The 19,285-nt window shown below is 70.9% G+C and carries 17 protein-coding genes and 1 pseudogene; 12 read left to right on the plus strand and 6 right to left on the minus strand.

The genetic code is table 11. The annotated features are described in order from the left end of the window. The first annotated feature begins 25 nt into the window (after window positions 1–25). The 3 genes from AB0I51_RS14505 to AB0I51_RS14515 all read left to right on the plus strand — a co-directional run bounded on the left by AB0I51_RS14505 (window position 26) and on the right by AB0I51_RS14515 (window position 5,108). Entirely contained in the window at window positions 26–1,510 is a 1,485-nt protein-coding gene (locus tag AB0I51_RS14505) for a protein kinase (protein ID WP_362974869.1), read from the plus strand. A 148-nt stretch (window positions 1,511–1,658) separates the two neighbouring features. Continuing rightward, window positions 1,659–3,290: a succinic semialdehyde dehydrogenase gene (locus tag AB0I51_RS14510; protein WP_362974871.1), complete on the plus strand. Its 1,632-nt coding sequence runs from the start codon at window positions 1,659–1,661 to the stop codon at window positions 3,288–3,290. 39 nt (window positions 3,291–3,329) lie between these two features. Continuing rightward, window positions 3,330–5,108, plus strand: a complete 1,779-nt coding sequence (locus AB0I51_RS14515; protein ID WP_362974873.1) for a GMC family oxidoreductase — start codon at window positions 3,330–3,332, stop codon at window positions 5,106–5,108. A 94-nt stretch (window positions 5,109–5,202) separates the two neighbouring features. On the opposite strand, the gene AB0I51_RS14520 is transcribed toward AB0I51_RS14515, so the two are convergent. Then, a complete protein-coding gene (locus AB0I51_RS14520) occupies window positions 5,203–6,267 on the minus strand; it encodes an LAETG motif-containing sortase-dependent surface protein (RefSeq protein ID WP_362974875.1) in 1,065 nt (354 codons plus the stop codon). A gap of 179 nt (window positions 6,268–6,446) precedes the next feature. On the opposite strand from AB0I51_RS14520, the gene AB0I51_RS14525 reads away from it, so the two are divergent. Then, the gene (locus tag AB0I51_RS14525; RefSeq protein WP_362974877.1) at window positions 6,447–7,613 is read left to right on the plus strand and encodes a hypothetical protein; all 1,167 of its coding nucleotides are present in this window, start codon (window positions 6,447–6,449) and stop codon (window positions 7,611–7,613) included. A gap of 602 nt (window positions 7,614–8,215) precedes the next feature. Here AB0I51_RS14525 and AB0I51_RS14530 read toward each other — a convergent pair. Beyond that, window positions 8,216–8,479 (minus strand): annotated as a pseudogene (locus AB0I51_RS14530) (chorismate mutase); the annotation flags it as partial. Between the two features lie 372 nt (window positions 8,480–8,851). On the opposite strand from AB0I51_RS14530, the gene guaA reads away from it, so the two are divergent. Next, window positions 8,852–10,420 carry a glutamine-hydrolyzing GMP synthase gene (gene guaA / locus AB0I51_RS14535; RefSeq protein ID WP_362974879.1) on the plus strand — a complete coding sequence of 523 codons (1,569 nt, stop codon included), beginning with the start codon at window positions 8,852–8,854 and terminating at the stop codon, window positions 10,418–10,420. Between the two features lie 13 nt (window positions 10,421–10,433). On the opposite strand, the gene AB0I51_RS14540 is transcribed toward guaA, so the two are convergent. After that, window positions 10,434–10,907, minus strand: a complete 474-nt coding sequence (locus AB0I51_RS14540) for a pyridoxamine 5'-phosphate oxidase family protein (protein WP_362974881.1) — start codon at window positions 10,905–10,907, stop codon at window positions 10,434–10,436. 119 nt (window positions 10,908–11,026) lie between these two features. Between AB0I51_RS14540 and AB0I51_RS14545 the strand changes: the two genes are divergently transcribed. Continuing rightward, window positions 11,027–11,821 (plus strand): class II aldolase/adducin family protein, encoded by a 795-nt coding sequence (locus AB0I51_RS14545; RefSeq protein WP_019066785.1) that lies wholly within the window; start codon window positions 11,027–11,029, stop codon window positions 11,819–11,821. A 6-nt stretch (window positions 11,822–11,827) separates the two neighbouring features. On the opposite strand, the gene AB0I51_RS14550 is transcribed toward AB0I51_RS14545, so the two are convergent. Then, window positions 11,828–12,721 (minus strand): DUF4429 domain-containing protein, encoded by an 894-nt coding sequence (locus tag AB0I51_RS14550; RefSeq protein ID WP_362974884.1) that lies wholly within the window; start codon window positions 12,719–12,721, stop codon window positions 11,828–11,830. A 218-nt stretch (window positions 12,722–12,939) separates the two neighbouring features. On the opposite strand from AB0I51_RS14550, the gene AB0I51_RS14555 reads away from it, so the two are divergent. The 4 genes from AB0I51_RS14555 to AB0I51_RS14570 all read left to right on the plus strand — a co-directional run bounded on the left by AB0I51_RS14555 (window position 12,940) and on the right by AB0I51_RS14570 (window position 15,388). Next, a complete protein-coding gene (locus AB0I51_RS14555; protein WP_362974886.1) occupies window positions 12,940–14,220 on the plus strand; it encodes a hypothetical protein in 1,281 nt (426 codons plus the stop codon). Between the two features lie 8 nt (window positions 14,221–14,228). Beyond that, window positions 14,229–14,483 carry a hypothetical protein gene (locus AB0I51_RS14560; protein ID WP_362974888.1) on the plus strand — a complete coding sequence of 85 codons (255 nt, stop codon included), beginning with the start codon at window positions 14,229–14,231 and terminating at the stop codon, window positions 14,481–14,483. Window positions 14,484–14,528: 45 nt separating this feature from the next. Continuing rightward, complete coding sequence (locus AB0I51_RS14565) at window positions 14,529–14,717, plus strand: hypothetical protein (RefSeq protein ID WP_362974890.1); 189 nt, start codon at window positions 14,529–14,531, stop codon at window positions 14,715–14,717. Window positions 14,718–14,857: 140 nt separating this feature from the next. Continuing rightward, a complete protein-coding gene (locus tag AB0I51_RS14570; protein ID WP_362974892.1) occupies window positions 14,858–15,388 on the plus strand; it encodes a DoxX family protein in 531 nt (176 codons plus the stop codon). A gap of 7 nt (window positions 15,389–15,395) precedes the next feature. Here AB0I51_RS14570 and AB0I51_RS14575 read toward each other — a convergent pair whose 3' ends face one another. Both AB0I51_RS14575 and AB0I51_RS14580 read right to left on the minus strand, forming a co-directional pair. Continuing rightward, window positions 15,396–15,638 (minus strand): hypothetical protein, encoded by a 243-nt coding sequence (locus AB0I51_RS14575; RefSeq protein WP_362974894.1) that lies wholly within the window; start codon window positions 15,636–15,638, stop codon window positions 15,396–15,398. Beyond that, window positions 15,625–17,061 (minus strand): PspC domain-containing protein, encoded by a 1,437-nt coding sequence (locus tag AB0I51_RS14580; RefSeq protein ID WP_362974896.1) that lies wholly within the window; start codon window positions 17,059–17,061, stop codon window positions 15,625–15,627. The genes AB0I51_RS14575 and AB0I51_RS14580 overlap by 14 nt, the downstream gene beginning before the upstream one ends. Window positions 17,062–17,234: 173 nt before the next feature. Here AB0I51_RS14580 and AB0I51_RS14585 point away from each other — a divergent pair, with 173 nt between their 5' ends. Next, a complete protein-coding gene (locus tag AB0I51_RS14585) occupies window positions 17,235–18,563 on the plus strand; it encodes a PspC domain-containing protein (RefSeq protein ID WP_362974898.1) in 1,329 nt (442 codons plus the stop codon). Beyond that, window positions 18,560–19,279 carry a response regulator transcription factor gene (locus AB0I51_RS14590; RefSeq protein WP_093628695.1) on the plus strand — a complete coding sequence of 240 codons (720 nt, stop codon included), beginning with the start codon at window positions 18,560–18,562 and terminating at the stop codon, window positions 19,277–19,279. The genes AB0I51_RS14585 and AB0I51_RS14590 overlap by 4 nt, the downstream gene beginning before the upstream one ends. The last annotated feature ends 6 nt before the right edge of the window (window positions 19,280–19,285 follow it).

The following is a 19,285-nucleotide window of genomic DNA, read 5'->3' on the forward strand; positions in this document are numbered from 1 at the left end:
GTATCCGGCACGGTACTGATGGGGCATGAGCGAAGTCGGCGAACAGGTGCGCGACGGACGGCTGGTCGGCGGTCGCTACCGGCTGCTGGAACGGATCGGCTCCGGCGGCATGGGTACCGTATGGCGGGCCTTCGACGAACTCGTGGACCGCGAAGTCGCCGTCAAGCAGGCGAGGTTGCCCGGCGACCCGGAGGACGAGGAGTTCCAGCGCGCCGCCCACCGGCTCTACCGCGAGGCCCGCGCCGCCGCCCGGGTCGACCACCCCTCCGCGGTCGCCATCCACGACGTCGTCATAGAGGACGACCAACTCCCCTGGATTGTCATGGAGTTGGTGCGCGGGGAGTCCCTGCACGAACTGCTCGGGCGCGGACGCCTTGCGCCCGCCGAGTCCGCGCGCATCGGCCGCGCCGTCCTCGGCGCTCTGAGCGCCGCGCACGCCGTGGGGATAGTGCACCGCGATGTGAAGCCCGCCAACGTCCTGCTCGGCCCCCACGGCCGGGTCGTCCTCACCGACTTCGGCATCGCGCACATCCAGGGCGAGGAATCCCTCACCGCCAGCGGCGAGTTCGTCGGCTCGCTGGAGTTCATCGCCCCCGAGCGCATGTCCGGCACCGGCGCCGGACCCGCCTCCGACCTGTGGTCCCTCGGCGTACTCCTGTACGCGGCCGTCGAAGGGGCGTCCCCCTTCCGCCGTACGACCGTGGAGTCCACCCTCGGCGCGATTCTGTCCGGCGAACCGCCCGAGCCGACCCGGGCGGGCCCTCTCGGACCGCTGATCGTACGGATGCTGGCCCGGGACCCGGAGGAGCGGCCGGGGGCGGAGGAGGTCGGCGCCGTACTGGAGGCGGTGGCCGCGGGGAAGGACGTACCTGAGCCGGCGGTCGCCGCCCAGGACGCGGTGCCAGACGCCGAGCCCGAAGAAGCGGCCACCGTCCCCGACGCCGTACCGGAACGGGCACCCGCACCCAAGCCCAAGTCCCGCCCCCGCCGCACCCTTTTCATCACCCTCGGGGCGCTCCTGCTGGCGGCCCTCGTCCTCGGCACCGTCCTGGAGAGAGTCCTCGGCAAGGACTCGGACTCCTGGACCGCCCACCAGCGGGACGGTATGAACGCGGTCCTCTTCCTCCCACCCCAGTACCAGCTTCTGGAGACGCAGGCGGCAGCCGGCAGCCGCACCGTCACCTACGGCGCCGGCGCCCTCCGCGTCCGCCTCACCGAATGGGACAGGGCCGCCGACTCGCCCCTCGCCCAAGCGCACGCCCTGGGCCAGGGCACGGCGAACCCGCAGTACACCCGCACCGGCTTCCACGGGAACAAGGACGCCGTCCTGGCAGACACCACCTACGGACAGTCCGGCGTCCCCACCCGCGCCATGGCCCTGATCGTCCGCACCGCGGACCACCGCATGTACGAACTGCGCGTGGACATGCCCAAGGGCACACCCGCGGAGAAGAAGGGCACCGCGCTCTTCAAGGGCGCCCGAGCCCGGCTCACCCTCCCGGGAAAGTGATCCGGTGACGATCCTGCGTTGATCGTCCCCGCACAACGCCCTGATCAGCGCATTCGTTGCCAGTGATCGCTGGCGCGGTGTGAGCGCCTGGTGAATCCCGATTACCGACGGGTACCCAAACCCCTCGTGGCGGCATACCCTGCCGCACATGACGGACTCGCAGGCCCCGGAAAAGACCGGTACGGAAACGACGACCGGCACAAACCCCCTCGCGCCGGCCCCCATCGGCGCCCGTACCGCCGCCGACGTGGTCACCCCGGAGCTGGTCGCCCAGCTCACGAAGGGTGTGGCCGGTTCCGGGCGGACCGCCAACCACACGCCGTTCACCGGTGAGAAGCTCGCCGACCTGCCCGAGTCCACCCCCGAGGACGTGGCGAAGGCCTTCGACGCGGCCCGCGCCGCACAGGCCCTGTGGGCACAGACGCCGGTACGGCAGCGCGCCGCGGTCCTGCTGCGCTTCCACGATCTCGTCCTCGCCCGCCAGGCCGAGGTCCTCGACCTGATCCAGCTGGAGACCGGCAAGGCACGGCTGCACGCGCACGAGGAGGTGCAGGCCGTCGCCGTCGCGGCCCGCCACTACGGCCGCAAGGCCCCCGCCTACCTCAAGCCGAAACGGCACACCGGCGCCGTCCCGACCCTCACCAAGGTCACCGAACTCCGCCACCCGCGCGGGGTGGTCGGCCAGATCGCCCCCTGGAACTACCCGCTCGAACTCTCCGTGGGCGACGCCCTCCCGGCCTTCGTGGCGGGCAACGCGGTCGTCATGAAGCCGGACACCGAGACCTGCCTGACCGCCCTGTGGGCCCGTGACCTCCTCATCGAGGCCGGTCTGCCCGCCGACGTCTTCCAGGTCGTCCTGGGCGAGGGCCCGGTCGTCGGCCCCGAGGTCGTCAAGCACGCCGACTACGTCTCCTTCACCGGCTCCACCCGCACCGGCCGCGAGGTCGCGCAGGGCGCGGCGGCTCGGCTGGTCGGCGTCTCCCTCGAACTCGGCGGAAAGAACGCCATGTTGGTCCTGGAGGACGCCGACCTCGACAAGGCGGCTGCGGGCGCGGTCCGCGCCTGCTTCTCCTCCGCCGGCCAACTCTGCATCTCCATCGAGCGGTTGTACGTCCACGAGTCGATCGCCGACGCCTTCCTGGAGCGCTTCGCCGCCCGCACCAAGGCCATGCGCCTGGGCACCTCCCTCGCCTACGGCGCCGACATGGGATCGCTGGTGGGGGAGCGCCAGTTGGAGACGGTGACGCGCCACGTGGAGGAGGCCGTCGCCAAGGGCGCCAAGGTGATCGCGGGCGGAGTCGCCCGCCCGGACATCGGCCCGTACTTCTTCGAACCGACCATCCTCGACGGCGTGGAGGCCCCCATGGCGGTCTGCGGCGAGGAGACCTTCGGCCCGGTCGTCTCCATCTACCGCTTCAAGACGGAGGACGAGGCGGTGGAGGCTGCCAACTCCACGTCCTACGGCCTCAATTCCTCGGTCTGGACGAAGGACGGCCGCCGTGGCCGCTCCGTCGCCGCCCGCCTGCGCACCGGCACGGTCAACGTCAACGAGGGCTACGCCTCCGCCTACGGCAGCGTCCAGTCCCCCATGGGCGGCATGAAGGACTCCGGCCTCGGCCGCCGCCACGGCTCCGAGGGCATCCTCAAGTACACGGAGGCCCAAACGGTCGCCCAGCAGCGGCTGTTGCCGATGGCCCCGTCACTGGGAATGACCGACGAGGCGTACGCGCAGTTCATGAGCCGCAGCCTGAAGGTGATGAAGGCCTTGCGTCTCAAGTAGAAATCCCTGGTTCTCAACGGTTCTCAACGAGGAGAGCATGTGCCGCAGGACACCTACGACTACGACGTCATCGTCGTCGGCTCGGGCTTCGGTGGTTCCGTAACCGCCCTGCGCCTGACGGAGAAGGGCTACCGCGTAGGTGTCCTGGAAGCCGGCCGCCGCTTCACCCGCGAGTCCCTCCCCAAGAACTCCTGGGACCTGAAGAACTACCTCTGGGCCCCCAAGCTCCACATGTACGGCCTCCAGCGCATCCACCTGCTGGGCAACGTCATGGTCCTCGCCGGCGCGGGCGTGGGCGGCGGCTCCCTGAACTACGCCAACACCCTGTACGTCCCGCCCGAACCGTTCTTCGAGGACCCCCAGTGGCGCGACATCACGGACTGGCAGGAGGAGTTGGCCCCGTACTACGACCAGGCCCGCCGCATGCTCGGCGTACGGCTCAACCCGACGATGACCCCCTCCGACGTCCATCTGAAGGCCGCGGCCCAGCGGATGGGCGTGGGCGACACCTTCCACATGGCCCCGGTGGGCGTCTTCTTCGGCGACGGCGAGGACGCCGACGGCACCGCGAAGGCCAGGCCCGGCGAGCAGGTGGCCGACCCGTACTTCGGCGGCGCGGGCCCGGCCCGCAAGGCCTGCACCGAGTGCGGCGAATGCATGACGGGCTGCCGGCACGGCGCCAAGAACACCCTCAACGAGAACTACCTCCACCTCGCCGAGAAGGCGGGCGCCGAGGTCCACCCGATGACGACGGTCGTGTCCGTCACGGACGACTCGCAGGGCGGCTACGCGGTGGCGACCCTGCCCACGGACGCGAGGAAGTCGTCGAAGGGCCGTACCTTCAAGGCCCGCAGGGTCGTCCTCGCCGCCGGCACCTACGGCACCCAGACCCTCCTGCACCGTATGAAGGCGGGCGGCCAACTGCCGTACCTCTCCGAGAAGTTGGGCGAACTCACCCGCACCAACTCGGAGGCGCTGGTCGGCGCCCAGACGAACGACCGCCGCTACCGCATGGCGACCGGCACCCCGAAGGCCGACTTCACCCGCGGAGTCGCCATCACCTCCTCGATCCACCCCGACGAGAACACCCACGTCGAGCCGGTCCGCTACGGCAAGGGCTCCAACTCGATGGGCGGCCTCTCGATCCTCCAGGTCCCGTACGCGGAGGGCTCGTCGAGAGTGCTGGCCTGGCTGGCGAACGCGGCCCGCCACCCGCTCCTGGTCCTTCGCTCCCTCTCCAACCGTCGCTGGTCGGAACGGACCATCATCGGCCTGGTGATGCAGTCGCTGGACAACTCCCTGACCACGTATCTGAAGCAGGACGGCGTGGGGAAGGGGCTGTTGACGGCCCGTCAGGGTCACGGCGCCCCCAACCCCAAGCAGATCAGGGCGGCTTCGGAGGCCGCGGCGGCCATCGCCGCCGAGATCAACGGCTTCGCGGGCTCCAACGTCGGCGAACTGATGGGCACCCCGCTCACCGCCCACTTCCTCGGCGGCTGCCCCATCGGCGCCTCCCGCGAGACCGGCGTGATCGACCCGTACCACCGCCTCTACGGCCACCCCGGCATCTCGGTCGTCGACGGCGCGGCCGTCTCGGCGAACCTCGGCGTCAATCCGTCGCTCACCATCACCGCGCAGGCCGAGCGTGCGATGTCGTACTGGCCCAACAAGGGGGAGCCGGACCCGCGTCCGCGCCAAGGGGCGTCGTACGAACGGCTGAAGCCGGTGGAACCGTGTCGACCGGCGGTCCCCGAGGGGGCGTTCGGCGCGCTGCGGCTGCCGTTCCTGGGGATGCCGACGGTGCCACCGAAGTCGTAGAAGACAAGCGGCAGTCGCCGTAGAGGCGGAGACACACAGAAGGACCTGCGCCCCCCTCCGAGCGCAGGTCCTTCTGTGTTGGGCGAGCTACGTGTTACGCGCTCTCTCCGGTCTTGCGGCGGCGCACCATGACCACGGCGGCGGCACCCGCGACGACCGCCGCGCCGCCCACGAGGCCGATCACCGGCAGGGCGGAGCTGGAGCCGGTCTCGGCGAGGTTGCCGGTGGCCTCGTTGACCGAGCCCTGCGGCTTCACGTCGTTGGTCCCGGTCGGCTTCTGGCCGGTCGGCTTGGCGTCGCCGACGTCGCCCGGGTCGCTGCTGCCGGCGGCGAGGACGGAGAACTCGTAGTAGTCGCCGTTGACGTAGCAGGACTCACCCTTGCCCGCGTACACCGCCTGGCTCAGCGCGAACGACGAGCCCGCGGGGGCCGAGGACTTGATCTTCACGCGCAGGTCGAGCGTGGTCGAGGACTTCTTCTCCAGGGTGGGCAGCACCGCGACGATGCTTCCGGACAGCGTGGTCTCGTCGCTGCCGGAGCCGACGGTCTCCTGGTAGGAGTCGGTCCACTTGCCGTCCTGCTTCAGCTGGATCTCGGCCAGGTCGAGCATGAGCGAGGAGTCCTCGTTCACGTCGTCGCTGTACTCGGTGAGCGCGTTGATCCAGACGTTCTGCAGGTCCTTGTCCGAGGCGTTCTTCACCACGAACTTGAAGGTGTGCCACCCGGAACCGGCGACGATCTTGTTCGGCAGCCCGGTGATCGACGCGGAGAGCTTCTCGTCCAGGTCGAACGTCTTGCAGTCCGCGTACGGGTCGAAGTCGTCGGACGGCTTGCTCGGCGACGCGGACGGGCTCGGCGACGCACTGCCGCTCGGGGAGTCCGACGCGGCGGGGCTGCTGGTGTCCGCAGCCGGGGAGCTGGTGTCCGGGGCGGGAGTGCTGGTGTCCGCCGCCGGGCTGCTCGTGTCCGAGGCGGGAGTGCTGTTGTCGGCCGCAGGGGTGCTCGCGTCGGCCGCCGGGCTGCTGTCCTCGGCCGCGGGGCTGCTGGACGACGTGTCCGGCGAGCCGCCGTCGGCGAACGCGGCCGGCGCCGACAGCAGGGCGAGGGGGGCTATGGCGGCCGTCGCGGCGACCGCGGCCATGACACGGCGAAGCTTCATGAAGTCCTCAAGAAGTCCGGAGTGCTGCGACGACAGTGCAGCACGCTGGGTCGGAGGGCTCCGCGTGTGGGGCGCGGGTGTGGCCCTTGTTCTGCAGGTGTGACCCGGGAAACCTGTGAATGGTTGTGTCGATCCTCACGCGCTTCTTATGTGGGCTGTGTCACACCCATGTTCTGCTTGTGAACGCGCTTTCGGGCGCCTACAACTACCTGGTGTCTGACAAACCGTCCGAGGAACCGTCCTCGACCCCGGAGATCCCCGACGACGTCTGGGACAAGTTCGCCCGTGACACCGAGCGTGACATCCGGGCCTCCGCCCAGAAGGAACCGTCCGCGCGCGCCCGCGAGGTCACCGAACGACTGAAGAAGGCCGAGCAGCCCGAGGGCTGGCGTACCGGTCCGGCCTGGCAGGAGATGAACGGGCGGGCCCGGCGCAGGCGTCGCCTGTGGGCCGTACTGGGCGTCCCGCTCGCCGTGGCCGTCGTCGTGGTCGCGATGAGACCGTCGCTGCTGCCCGGCGACCCCTTCGGCGCCAAGGCGGATCCGGACTCCGCGTCCCCGCTCGCCCCTGAAACCGCCGCCCCGACCGCCGCGCCCTCCAGCGTCGACCCCCAAATACCCACCCTGGACCGGCCGTTCGCCGGTTCACCCGCTCTGAGCTGGGCCGACGGCGCGGCCGGCATCATCCTGCCGAAGGCGACCGCCGTGGGCACGTTCTCGAAGGACCGGGTGGAACTGGCTCTCCAGCAGACGAAGAACCTGCTCGTCGCCGCCAACCTCGACCCGAAGACGATCCGCGGCGACCGCCCGTCCGCCGTGCTCGCGGTCCTGGACCCGAAGCAGCCCAAGGTGCTCGACCAGTTGAAGGCCTCGCTGGCCGCCCCGAACAAGGCCGACGACCCCACACTGCTGTTCAGCCGCTTCGACCCCAAGGACGTACGGCTGGTCGGCAAAGTGGTGAAGACCCGCGGCCGCATCACCTTCGCGAAGGACTCCAGCGGGGGCGTCACCGTCCACGCCGACTACACCTTCGTCTACCCGCTGGTCCGGACCGACGGCTCCACCGAGGTCGCCCGCACGATCGTCCGCCGGGTGATCGACACCGAGATCCTCGACCCCGCCCGCTACCGGGTCACCCCCGGCCTGCTGACCCTCACCCTCAACAACGCGGACTTCGGAAACTCGGCCTGCGACGTCTACGACGGCTATCTGCACCCGCAGTTCGACTCCGACGCCACGTCGTCCCCCACGGGCGCGACACCCACGGGCCCGACGACCGACCCGTACGACCGCAGCCGGGACATCGGCAAGGGGCAGGAATCCTGCGGGACGGTGAGCCGGACCTAGGAGCGCGCGAGAACGCGCAGGAACGCAAGCGAAGGGCCCCGCGGGACGGAGCCGCGGGGCCCTTCTCCGTCAGCACCGACGTCAGGGCAGCGCCGGTGCCTGGGAGCGGCGCCGGGGGGTTGCGCCGCTGGTCTCAAGTTGTCTCAAGTGCCCCGGGTCGGCGCCCCGGCGCACACGGGGCGCGCACTTGGTCTCGACCTTTGGCGGTGGGACGGTGTGCCGCAATGCGGTTGGCTGCTACGGGACTTGGGGCTCAGAGAGGAGCTCGGGGTGAACTCGGGGGGCTTCTACGCATCGTGCTGGATGGAGACGACGACCGCAACCGTTCGATCCGGCTTTGTGCATTTTTGCAGTTTCCGCCGGGCGGCCCCGGGCGTCCCCGGAGCCGACCGTTCTCTTGGGTGACCGGGCTGCTGTCCCCTGCCGTCCGGTCACGACCCTGGAGCGAGGTCCCACGACGTACGGCACGATCCGTACGTCTCATCGCCCCAGCGAGCCACGCGTGGTTCTTTCGGGCCCGCCCCTGGCTGGCACGGACACCCCCACCAACGAAGCGGTTCCCTGGACGGTCACGCGCCGTACGGGTGAGACGGGGCTCGAACTCAGATCCGCCCCCGCGACAGTTCGAGCAGCGTCATCGCGAGCGAGGTGCCGGGCTTGCCGAGCGCGTCCCGGTAGCGGCCGAGGATCTCGTTCTCCCGCGACAGGTGCACACGCCGGCCACCGGAGGCGATCCGCGTCTCCTGCACGACGGCGGACACGGCGACCCGTTCCTGGATCAGCCCGATGATCCGGTCGTCGAGAGCGTCGATCCGCTCTCGGGCGTCGGCGATGGTCTGCTCGGGGGTGGAGGTGGTCATTCCGGGCTCCTTGTGGTGGGAGCGCCTGGACCGACGGACCGGGAAACGACAGGCGCCCCGGGCCTTGTCGGCCCGGGGCGCCTGGAAAGTCGCTTGTCAGTAGCTCAAGCAGCTCGACCATGGCAGCCGGCGGGCCGGTTGCCATAGGTAAAGAGGAAGGTCGGGTGCGTGAGCATGGGGCGAGTATGCCACAGCACTTCTGCGGCGGGCCGGGTCGGGTGGTGGCTTCTACGGCGCCCATCCAGCCCACCGGGTCGGGCGGTGGGTGGGCACAGGTCCCGGGGGTCCGGGGGCGGAGCCCCGGGACGACCAGATGTCCCACGCAGGCCCCGTTAGAATCGGTACCCAAGACCCCCGCCCAACCGCCGGAAGGCTCCTGTGTCAGCGACCCCCGCCCCCGACACCGTCCTGGTCGTCGACTTCGGCGCGCAGTACGCCCAGCTCATCGCCCGCCGCGTCCGCGAGGCCCGGGTCTACAGCGAGATCGTGCCGAGCACCATGCCGGTCGCCGAGATGCTCGCCAAGAACCCGGCGGCGATCATCCTCTCCGGCGGCCCCTCGTCCGTGTACGCGGAGGGCGCCCCCCGCCTGGACCGCGAACTGTTCGAGGCCGGCGTCCCGGTCTTCGGCATGTGCTACGGCTTCCAGCTGATGGCCACGACCCTCGGCGGCACCGTCGACAACACGGGCGCCCGCGAGTACGGCCGTACGCCCCTGCACGTCTCCCGGTCGTCCTCCACCCTCTTCGAAGGCACTCCCGACGAGCAGTCCGTCTGGATGTCGCACGGCGACGCCTGCTCCGCCGCCCCCGAGGGCTTCACGGTCACGGCGTCCACGGACGTCGTCCCGGTCGCCGCCTTCGAGAACGACGAGAAGAAGCTCTACGGCGTCCAGTACCACCCCGAGGTCATGCACTCCACGCACGGCCAGCAGGTCCTGGAGCACTTCCTGTACCGGGGCGCGGGCCTGACCCCGTCCTGGACCACCGGCAATGTGATCGACGAGCAGGTCGCGGCGATCCGTGAGCAGGTCGGCGACAAGCGCGCCATCTGCGGTCTGTCCGGCGGTGTCGACTCGGCCGTAGCGGCCGCCCTGGTCGCGCGCGCCATCGGCGACCAGCTGACCTGCGTCTACGTCGACCACGGGCTGATGCGCAAGGGCGAGACCGAGCAGGTCGAGAAGGACTTCGTGGCCGCGACCGGCGTCAAGCTCGTCGTCGTGGACGCGGAGGAGCGCTTCCTCACCGCGCTCAAGGGGGTCTCCGACCCCGAGCAGAAGCGGAAGATCATCGGCCGCGAGTTCATCCGCGTCTTCGAGCAGGCGCAGGCCGAGATCATCGCGGACGAGGGCCCCGAGGTCGCCTTCCTGGTGCAGGGCACGCTGTACCCGGACGTCGTCGAGTCCGGCGGCGGCACCGGCACCGCGAACATCAAGTCCCACCACAACGTCGGCGGCCTCCCGGAGGACCTCGAGTTCAAGCTGGTCGAGCCGCTGCGCAAGCTGTTCAAGGACGAGGTCCGGATGGTCGGTCAGGAGCTCGGTCTGCCGGACGAGATCGTCCAGCGCCAGCCCTTCCCCGGCCCCGGCCTCGGCATCCGTATCGTCGGCGAGGTCACCAAGGACCGCCTCGACCTGCTCCGTGACGCCGACGCCATCGCCCGCGAGGAACTGACCGCGGCCGGTCTCGACCGCGACATCTGGCAGTGCCCGGTGGTCCTCCTCGCGGACGTCCGCAGCGTCGGTGTCCAGGGCGACGGCCGCACCTACGGCCACCCGATCGTCCTGCGCCCGGTCTCCTCCGAGGACGCCATGACGGCCGACTGGTCCCGCCTGCCGTACGACGTCCTCGCGAAGATCTCCACCCGCATCACCAACGAGGTCGCCGACGTCAACCGGGTCGTCCTCGACATCACCTCGAAGCCCCCGGGGACCATCGAGTGGGAGTGAGCCCTCCGGGGACTCAGGTCCGCTTGAGGGTCCGCACCGGCCCTCCGGGCTTCCAGACCTGCACGACGAGGTACTTCTCGTCCTCGACGTAGGTCCGCACGACCTCGGTCAACTCGGTGCGGAAGAGGTGGAACGGCTCCGGCGGTTCCACCTCCTTCATGTACGCCCCCTTCACCACGGCATCCGTCACCTCCACCGCCCGCCCGCTCACCCGTACGTCCCCGCCGTGCGTGTCCGTGCCCGGCCCCGGATTCGCCTGGAGCGCGAAGCGCGCATCGCGCCGCAGATCCAGCGCCTTGAGCGAGTCGGGCATCATACCCAGCCACAACTCGCCGTCCAGGAAACGCACTTCGAGCCCGGTCGTACGCGGCGACCCGTCCTTGCGCAGGGTCGCGAGGACGTGATGCGTGAAGGCGCCGAACCGCTCTTCGACGGTCGCGGCGAGGTCCGGTTCGGCGGCGGTGAAGGTGGCCCAGTTCGCTGTCATACGGCGAGTGTTCCGCCGATAACCGACAACCTCTGTCCTCTTTACCCACCTGCACTGCCCTTTTCGACCGACCGGCGGTAACTTCTCGCCCTTACGACAAACCCAGTGCTGGAGGACCGATGCACGGGCCGACGCCGCCCTCCCCCCTGCCCACCGACCGGCTGCGGTTCGCCATGCCGCCGATGCACGAGTCGGTCGAGGACGAACGCCGGCACCGCAAGGAACGGCTCGCGGGCGCCCTGCGCCTGTTCGGCCGGCTCGGCTTCGAGGACGGGGTCTCGGGGCACATCACCGCCCGCGACCCCGAGTTCACCGACTGCTTCTGGGTCAACCCCTTCGGGATGCCCTTCCGGCATGTCACCGTCAGCGACCTGGTGCTCGCCAACTCGGAGGGCCAGGTGCTCCAGGGCGGCCACCATGTGAACCAGGCCGCCTTCACCGTGCACTCCCAGGTCCACGCCGCCCGCCCGGACGTCGTCGCCGTCGCCCACTGCCACTCCGTGCACGGCCGCGCCCTCTCCGCCCTCGGCGACTTCCTCGACCCGATCAGCCAGGAGAGCTGCGCCTTCTACGAGGACCACGCGCTCTACGACGCCTACAGCGGTGTCTCCGTCGACGCCGAGGAAGGCAAGCGGATCGCCGCCGGGCTGGGCTCCCGCAAGGCGCTCGTGCTGCGCAACCACGGTCTGCTGACCGTCGGCGACTCGGTGGACGCGGCGGCCTGGTGGTTCCTGTCCATGGAACGCTCCTGCCAGGTCCAGCTCCTCGCGAAGGCGGCCGGCAGACCCCTCCTCATCGACCACAAACTCGCCGTCGCCACCCGCGAACAGACCGGTGGCGACCTCGTCGCATGGATCAACTACCAGCCCCTGTGGCAGGACATCAGCCGCAGCGAACCCGACCTCCTCAGCTGACACCCCCTATCTGAAACCGCGCAGCACCGCCGCCTTGGTCATCGTGAACTCCTCGTCCGTGAGCACCCCTTCCCGGTGCAGTTCGCCCAACTCCCGCAGCCTGCGCAGGAGTACGTCGTGATGGTCGACCGGGGGCGGAACCGAGGCCGCACGCGGGGGCCGGTCCGTGAACTCGCCGTTCTCCCGCTCACGGACCGACGGATGCGGCAGCCGAGCGGTCACCGCCGTCGCCACCAGCGCGGTGAGCAGGTCACGGCGGGTGCTGCCCCACAGGTCGAGGGCGTACGGGTCCTTCTCCGGCGGCAGTTTGGAGAACACCGTCTCCCGGGTCACGAACCGCATGAACCCGTCCTCGTAACCGGAGTTGGGCAACCACTCCACCTGCACCAGATCGCCCACGGCGACTATCCGCGGCCCGGTGGCCCGCTTGACGCGCTCGGAGGTGTCCGCCCAGTCGATGCGCACCTGCGCGCCGTCGAAGGACACCGTGCCGTCGGAGGACCGGACCGAGACGGGGACCGGCGGACCGGGCAGCAGATAGGCCTTGGTGGGTTCCTTGGGGATCTGGTCCAGGAGCAGCGCGTGCCGGATCTCCTCCGCCACGTACTCGGCGACCCCGGACCGGTCGATGTCCACGATCAGCCGGTACGGATCCGCCGCGTCCGGCAGCCGCCCACCGGTCGCCTGCAACAGTGGATCGGCACCCTCGCGCAGCCTCAGCCGCAGCCGGCCACGCTTGCGTTCGGGTTCGTAGACGACGCCCGCGACGGCTTCGAGGGGCACCGCGATCTCGCCGTACGTCTGCCGGAAAAGTGGCACGGAGCGGTGAAGTCCCGGTGTGATCCTGACCGTTGTGCCGTCGAAGGCCCAGGTCCCGTCGCGCTGGATGATCTCGGCCATAGGGAAATTCTCGCAGCCGGGTCAACACGGCGGCGCTCACTTCACCCGCGCTGACCAGACCTGCCGGACGCGAGCCGTGTCCCGTAGGGCACAATCCGCTGTTGTCGTGCGGGAGTTGCAAGGCGGTGGCCAAAGGCTTCGGAGCCGGTCGCCGAACACGAGGGCCCGGTGTCGAGGGCCGAGGTCCATGAGGGTCGTGGGGAAGGCAGGCGTCGGGCGTGGCGGTGCAGGAGGCGAGACAGGGCGGCGAGCACATCGGTGCCCACGGAGGTGGCTGCACCTGTGGGGGCTGCCCGCACGGAGCACGCGAGGGGCATCGGCGCGCGGTCGCCGCGTTCCTCGTCAAGCGGGACGGCTTCGCGGCCGGCGAGGGGCTGCCGGCTGCGGTGGCGCACTCGGCGTCCGCCTCCCGGCAGTGGGTCTCGGACGAACTGACCCAGTCCGCCGACGCCGTCGCCGAACGCGGCCGGGCCGAGGGCGGCGCCTGGCTGGCGCGCCTGTGGCACCGCACGGCCTTCGCCGTGTGGGGCGGCTTCGTCGCGCTGCTCCTGGTGCAGGCGCTCACCGCGATCGGCGCGGGCTGGACGGCGGCCCGCACGGCCGGGCTGCTGGCCGCGCTCGTGGTCGCCGGCGCGCTGAGTGCCGCCTCCTGGTTCCACCGGGCCCGCGGCGGGGCGCTGGCCCCGGTCATCGGTGAGGACAACCGGCTGTCGACCTCCCGCGCGGTGGCCGTGTCCTGGGTGCTGTTCGTGGCGTACGCGGTGCTGGTCCTGGCCGGCCGGCTCGCCGCCGCCTCCGACCACGCCGAACGCGACGCCCTCATCTCCGGCCTCGAACTCGCCCGCGGCGCCGGTGTGGTGACCGTCCTCGCCGTGGTCTGCGCGATCGCCGTACTCGTGCGCCGGGTCGTCGGCCTGCGGGTCCTCGGCCAGCGCCTCCAGAAGATCCCCGCCGACCGCCCGCGCGCGGCCGACCTCCTCACCGACGACGCCGGCCGCGGCACCTTCGCAGACATCCAGTACGTCGCGATCAGCGCCGTCGCCCTCGTCTTCGCGGCCGTGCGACTCGCCCGCCGCCCCGACCAACTGCCCGACCTTCCCTGGGGGCTGGCGGTGGTGGTCCTCATCTCCGCCGCGACATACCTGGCCGGCAAGTACGCGGAGGGCGGCCGTCCGGTCATCCTCTCCGTGGTGCGTTCCCGGGAGGCGGGCGACCTCGACGCCCCCATCCGCACCGGCGACGACATCGAGATCCGCGGTGCCGGCTTCGTGCCCCCGGGCGCCCAGACCGCGGACCGGCTCTCCCGCATGGTCGTCCGCATCGGCCCGGTCAACGTCCATGTCCCGCTGGTCCCGGTCACCGGCGGCTTCTCCAACCCGACGGACACCCTGCTCACCGTCCCGGTCCCCGTGGACGTCGAGCCCGGACGCGTGGAAGTACAGGTCGTGACCGCGGCGGGCGTGGAGACCAACGCCTGCGTCGTCGACGTGACGGACTGAGACGGCCCATGAGCGACGACGTCCTGTCCGTCCTCCCGACCGACCCCCACTGGCAGCCCGGGCGGGAGGCCGGCGAGCGCGCGGCGGCCCTGGTGACCCGGCTGTCCTCGCGCCACCATGCTGCTGCGGACGACCCGGACACCGACGACGATCCGCAGATCGACGTCGATTGGTACGCCACCCCGACCGTCGTGGACTGCGGAGGCAACCTGGAACGCATCGGGTGCCCCCACTGCGGCGCCTCGATCGACAGGGAGTGGTAAGCCGACCTGGTCGAGCACCACCCCGACGGCTTCCCGACCCTCGCCGTGACCGCCCCCTGCTGCGCCGCCGCCACCTCCCTGGACGCCCTCGAATACGACTGGCCGTGCGGCTTCGCCCGCTTCGAGATCGCCGTCTGGAACCCAGGACGCCTCATTCGGTTCGGCGATGACGAGTTGTCGGCCGTCTCCGAAGCCCTCGGGCACCCTGTGCGGCAGATCCGGGCCCACATCTGAATATCCATAGAACGCGGCGGACCGCCGCCCGAACTCGGCCGAAGTCCGAAAAACTGTCCGAAGCATGGTTGAGCGGGTCCCCCTTTTCGTACGTATGGTCTGTTGAGGGGTCAACGGCGGGCGAGAGGCGGCTAAGGGCGATGACTCACGGCACTCGAATGGATACGCAAACCCCGTACCTCGACGGCGACGGGAACTGGCGGGACACCGCCACCCGATACGCCCTCCTCCCACTGCGCGTCTTCCTGGGCGTCACCTTCATCTACGCAGGCCTGGACAAACTCACCAACAGCGACTTCATGAAGGCCTCCGGCGCCGGTTCGGTCGGCGAGACGATGCGCGCGGTCCGCGACTCGTCCGCCATCCCGGCCCTGGTCGACCTGTCCCTGAAGAATCCCGTCGGCTTCGGCTACGCCATCGCCTTCGGTGAACTCGCCGTAGGAATCGGCACGTTGATCGGCCTGCTGGCCCGCATCGCCGCACTCGGCGGCGCGCTGATCTCCCTCAGCCTGTGGCTGACCGTCAGCTGGCAGTCCAACCCGTACTACTACGGCAACGACCTCGCCTACCTGATGGCCTGGCTGCCCCTCGTCCTCGCGGGCGCCTCCGTGTTCTCCCTGGACGCGGCGCTACGAGCGAGGCGACGGCAACGGACGGGCGGCTACCGCTAGTCAACCGTCAGCCGGATATCTCAGGACCGGGGTCGGCCGTGCTCGTACGGTCGGCCCTGCGTCGTCTGCGGACCGCTCCGTTGATGCCCGCCACCACGCCGGCCAGCACCAGGCCGGCGACGACCAGGGGGATCGCCGCGAACCACTCGGTCACCCACAGCCCGCCCGCGTCCCCGGCGTAGGCCACGCCCGCGGCGACGAGGAAGAGACCGACGACCAGCTTCCCGGGCCGGAACTCATGACGCAGCACGGCTGACCTCCGCCTGTCCGACGTCGACCCGGAGGTCCAGGTCCAGCGTGCCGGTGCTCTTCGCGCCCGTCGCCGGGGTCAGAGTGACCTGCTTGTGCTTGCCCGGTTCCACGTCCACGTCCTTCTTGCCGTCACCGGGCAACTGGATGTCCCCGACGCCCACGTCCACACTCAGCTTCACCGTCACGTCCGACGGCACGATCACCTTCAACTGCCCGATGCCGACCTCGGCGTGCGTCGTCACCGTCTGCCCCTTGGCCAGCCGCAGCCGGGTCAGGTCGAGCGTGCCCACGCCGTTCCCCAGGTCGTAGTTCGGCTGCACCTGGGCCACCGCCGTGGGCTGCCAGGTCAGGCGTTCCCAGTGGGTGGTGAGGTCCTTGGGCAGGGCCGCCGAGGCGGCGAGCAGGCCGGCCGTGACGATCGCGAGGAACACCGAGCCCGCCCCCGTGCGCCCCAGGAACGAGCTGACCGCTATCCCCAGGCCGAAGACCACGAGCGCACAGGCCAGACCCATCTGCAGGCTGGTGCCGAGCGCCTGGTCGTCCCATCGCGAGGCGGCGCCGAGCGCACCCGCGAGCAGGGCGAGCAGGAAGACCCAGCCGCCGATCCAGCGCGGACCGAGGTGCTTCGGGGCGGGCGGGCGCGGGGGCCGCAGATCCTGGGGCCAGTGCGGGTACGAAGGGCCGAGGCTGATGTGGACCGCGTCCGTGATGTCGCGGGTGCGGGAGTCGCCGGGGCCCCAGAGATAGCCGGTGCCACCGACGTGGGTGCCGTCCTTGACGATCGGGTCGCGCCACCAGGAGGGGTAGGCGGCGGGCACCGGCGGTGCCTGGGCCTCCGGCGGGGCGTCGGCGACGGCCTGGGCGGCCAGCGGGTCGGGGTCGGGGGCGCCGCGCTGCTGCGACCAGTACCCCGCGCCCGCCAGCAGGAGGGAGAGGACGACGGCGAAGGTGAGCACACTGGCGTTGCTCAGCATCGACAGGAACACACCGCAGCCGACCAGCGCGAACAGCACGGCCGCCAGGGCCTGGCCGTCGACCCGGCCGGTGAAGAGCTTGCGGACCTCGTTCTCCTCCTCGTCGTCGTACGGGACGAAGAGCCAGGCGAAGCCGTAGAAGATGAGGCCGATGCCGCCCGTCGCCGAGAGCACCGCGAGGGTGATCCGGAAGATCACCGGGTCCATGTCGCACTGCCGCCCGAGCCCCGCGCACACCCCCGCGAGCACCTTGAACCGCCGGTCCCGTCGGAACCGGTGCGGAGGCGCGGCCGTGAGGGTGTCGCCCGGTGCGGCACCCGACGACGTGGCACCCGGCGACGACGCGGCACCCGCGGCGGGCACGGCGTCCTGCGGCCCGCCGCCCGCTGCCGGGCCGGGGCCGGAGCCGGGTCCCGGACCCGTCGCGGCGTGCTCGTGATCTGTCATGCGTCCATGCTGCCCGGCGCGGGCCGCCGATGGCAGTCGGGACGACCCTGGCCGAACCCTGAAATCCGCCCGGACAGGGACCGGGGGAGTGTTCGACCCCGACCCCGACACCGCGAAAGGCCCCTGAGCCACGGCGTTTCCGAAGATCAGGGGAGTCTCGGGGGCCGACCCTGATGCCCTGGGCGGCGGGCCGTGTGAACATCGGTGGCATGCCGGAAGCCGCAGCAGTGTCAGTCGAGGACCCGCGGCCGCCGCGCAAGCTCTACCGCAGCAGTGACGGACGCTGGCTCGGCGGAGTGGCGCGGGGGCTCGCCGGGCATCTCGGCCTGCCGGTGATCTGGGTGCGACTGGTGTTCGTGGGCTTGTTCCTCGCGGACGGACTCGGCGCCCTGCTGTACGCCTCGTTCTGGTTCTTCGTGCCGCTCGGCGTCGGCGGCGTCGCCGGTCAGCGGCCCCCGTCCCTCGTCTCCACCGAGACCTCGCCGGACGGCCGCCGCAGACTCGTCGCCCGCAAGCCGGACAAGGGCCAGATCGTCGCCCTGCTCCTCATGGTCGTCGTGGCGCTGGTCTTCGTCGGCAATGTGAATCTGGGCGACGGCGCCAAGGCCTATCTCTTCCCGGTCGTCCTCGTCGGCGCGGGCGTCGCCCTCGTCTGGCGTCAGGCGGACAACGCCCGCCGTGCCCGCTGGGCCGAGGTCGGCGGCCGGCGCCGTACGCTCAGCCTGCTGCGCGCGGGTGGCGGGGTCCTGCTGGTCACCGCCGGTGCCACCGCGATCTTCGTGCTGCAGGGTTCCGCCGCCCACCTCGGTTCGGTGCTCCAGGCCGCCCTCGCGGTCCTCGTCGGCATCACCCTGCTTGCCGGCCCGTACCTCGTGCGGATGACCCAGGACCTCTCCGAGGAGCGCCTGATGCGCATCCGCGCCCAGGAGCGGGCCGAGGTCGCCGCCCATGTCCACGACTCCGTGCTGCACACCCTGACCCTGATCCAGCGCAACGCGGAGAGTCCGAACGAGGTCCGCCGCCTGGCCCGCGCCCAGGAGCGCGATCTGCGCGCCTGGCTCTACAAACCGGGGGGCACCGGCAAGGACGAGGCCGACGAACCCGACACCCTCGCCGAGGCAGTGCGGCGCAGCGCGGCCGAGGTCGAGGACAAGCACGGCGTCCCCATCGAGGTCGTCGTCGTCGGGGACTGCCTGCTCGACGAGAGAATCGGTGCCCAGATGCAGGCCGCGCGCGAGGCGATGGTGAACGCGGCCAAGTACGGTGGCGAGGGCGGCGCCGTGCAGGTCTACGCCGAGGTGGAGGGGAAGAAGGTCTTCGTGTCCGTCCGCGACCGCGGACCGGGCTTCGACCTCGACTCGATACCCGCCGACCGCATGGGCGTCAGAGAATCGATCATCGGCCGTATGGAGCGACACGGCGGTACGGCACGGCTGCGCGCGGTGCCGGACGGCGGTACCGAGGTCGAGCTGGAGATGGAGAGGGCGGAGAAGACGTCATGAGCGACGCGACCGAGACGAACGAGCCTCACGAGCCGACCGGCGGGAGCGCGGGCGGGCGTCACGTGCGCGTGGTCCTCGTCGACGACCACCGCATGTTCCGTACGGGGGTCCAGGCCGAGATCGGCCGGACCGAGGAGACCGGTGTGGAGGTGGTCGGCGAGGCCGCGGACGTCGACCAGGCGGTCACCGTCATCACCGCGACCCGCCCCGAGGTGGTCCTCCTCGACGTCCACCTGCCGGGCGGCGGCGGGGTCGAAGTCCTGCGCCGCTGCGCCCCGTTGATGAGCGACGCCGAGCAGCCCGTCCGCTTCCTCGCCCTGTCCGTGTCGGACGCGGCGGAGGACGTGATCGGGGTGATCCGCGGCGGTGCGCGCGGCTACGTCACCAAGACGATCACCGGCACGGACCTCGTCAACTCCGTCTTCCGGGTCCAGGAGGGCGACGCGGTCTTCTCCCCGCGGCTGGCCGGCTTCGTCCTCGACGCCTTCGCGTCGACCGACGCCCCGCCGGTCGACGAGGACCTCGACCGCCTCACCCAGCGCGAGCGCGAGGTCCTGCGTCTGATCGCCCGCGGCTACGCCTACAAGGAGATCGCCAAGCAGCTGTTCATCTCGGTGAAGACGGTCGAGTCCCATGTCTCGGCGGTGCTGCGCAAGCTCCAGCTGTCGAACCGGCACGAGCTGACCCGTTGGGCCACGGCACGCCGACTGGTGTGACCCGCA

Source organism: Streptomyces sp. NPDC050549 (assembly GCF_040655035.1).
Taxonomy (GTDB): domain Bacteria; phylum Actinomycetota; class Actinomycetes; order Streptomycetales; family Streptomycetaceae; genus Streptomyces.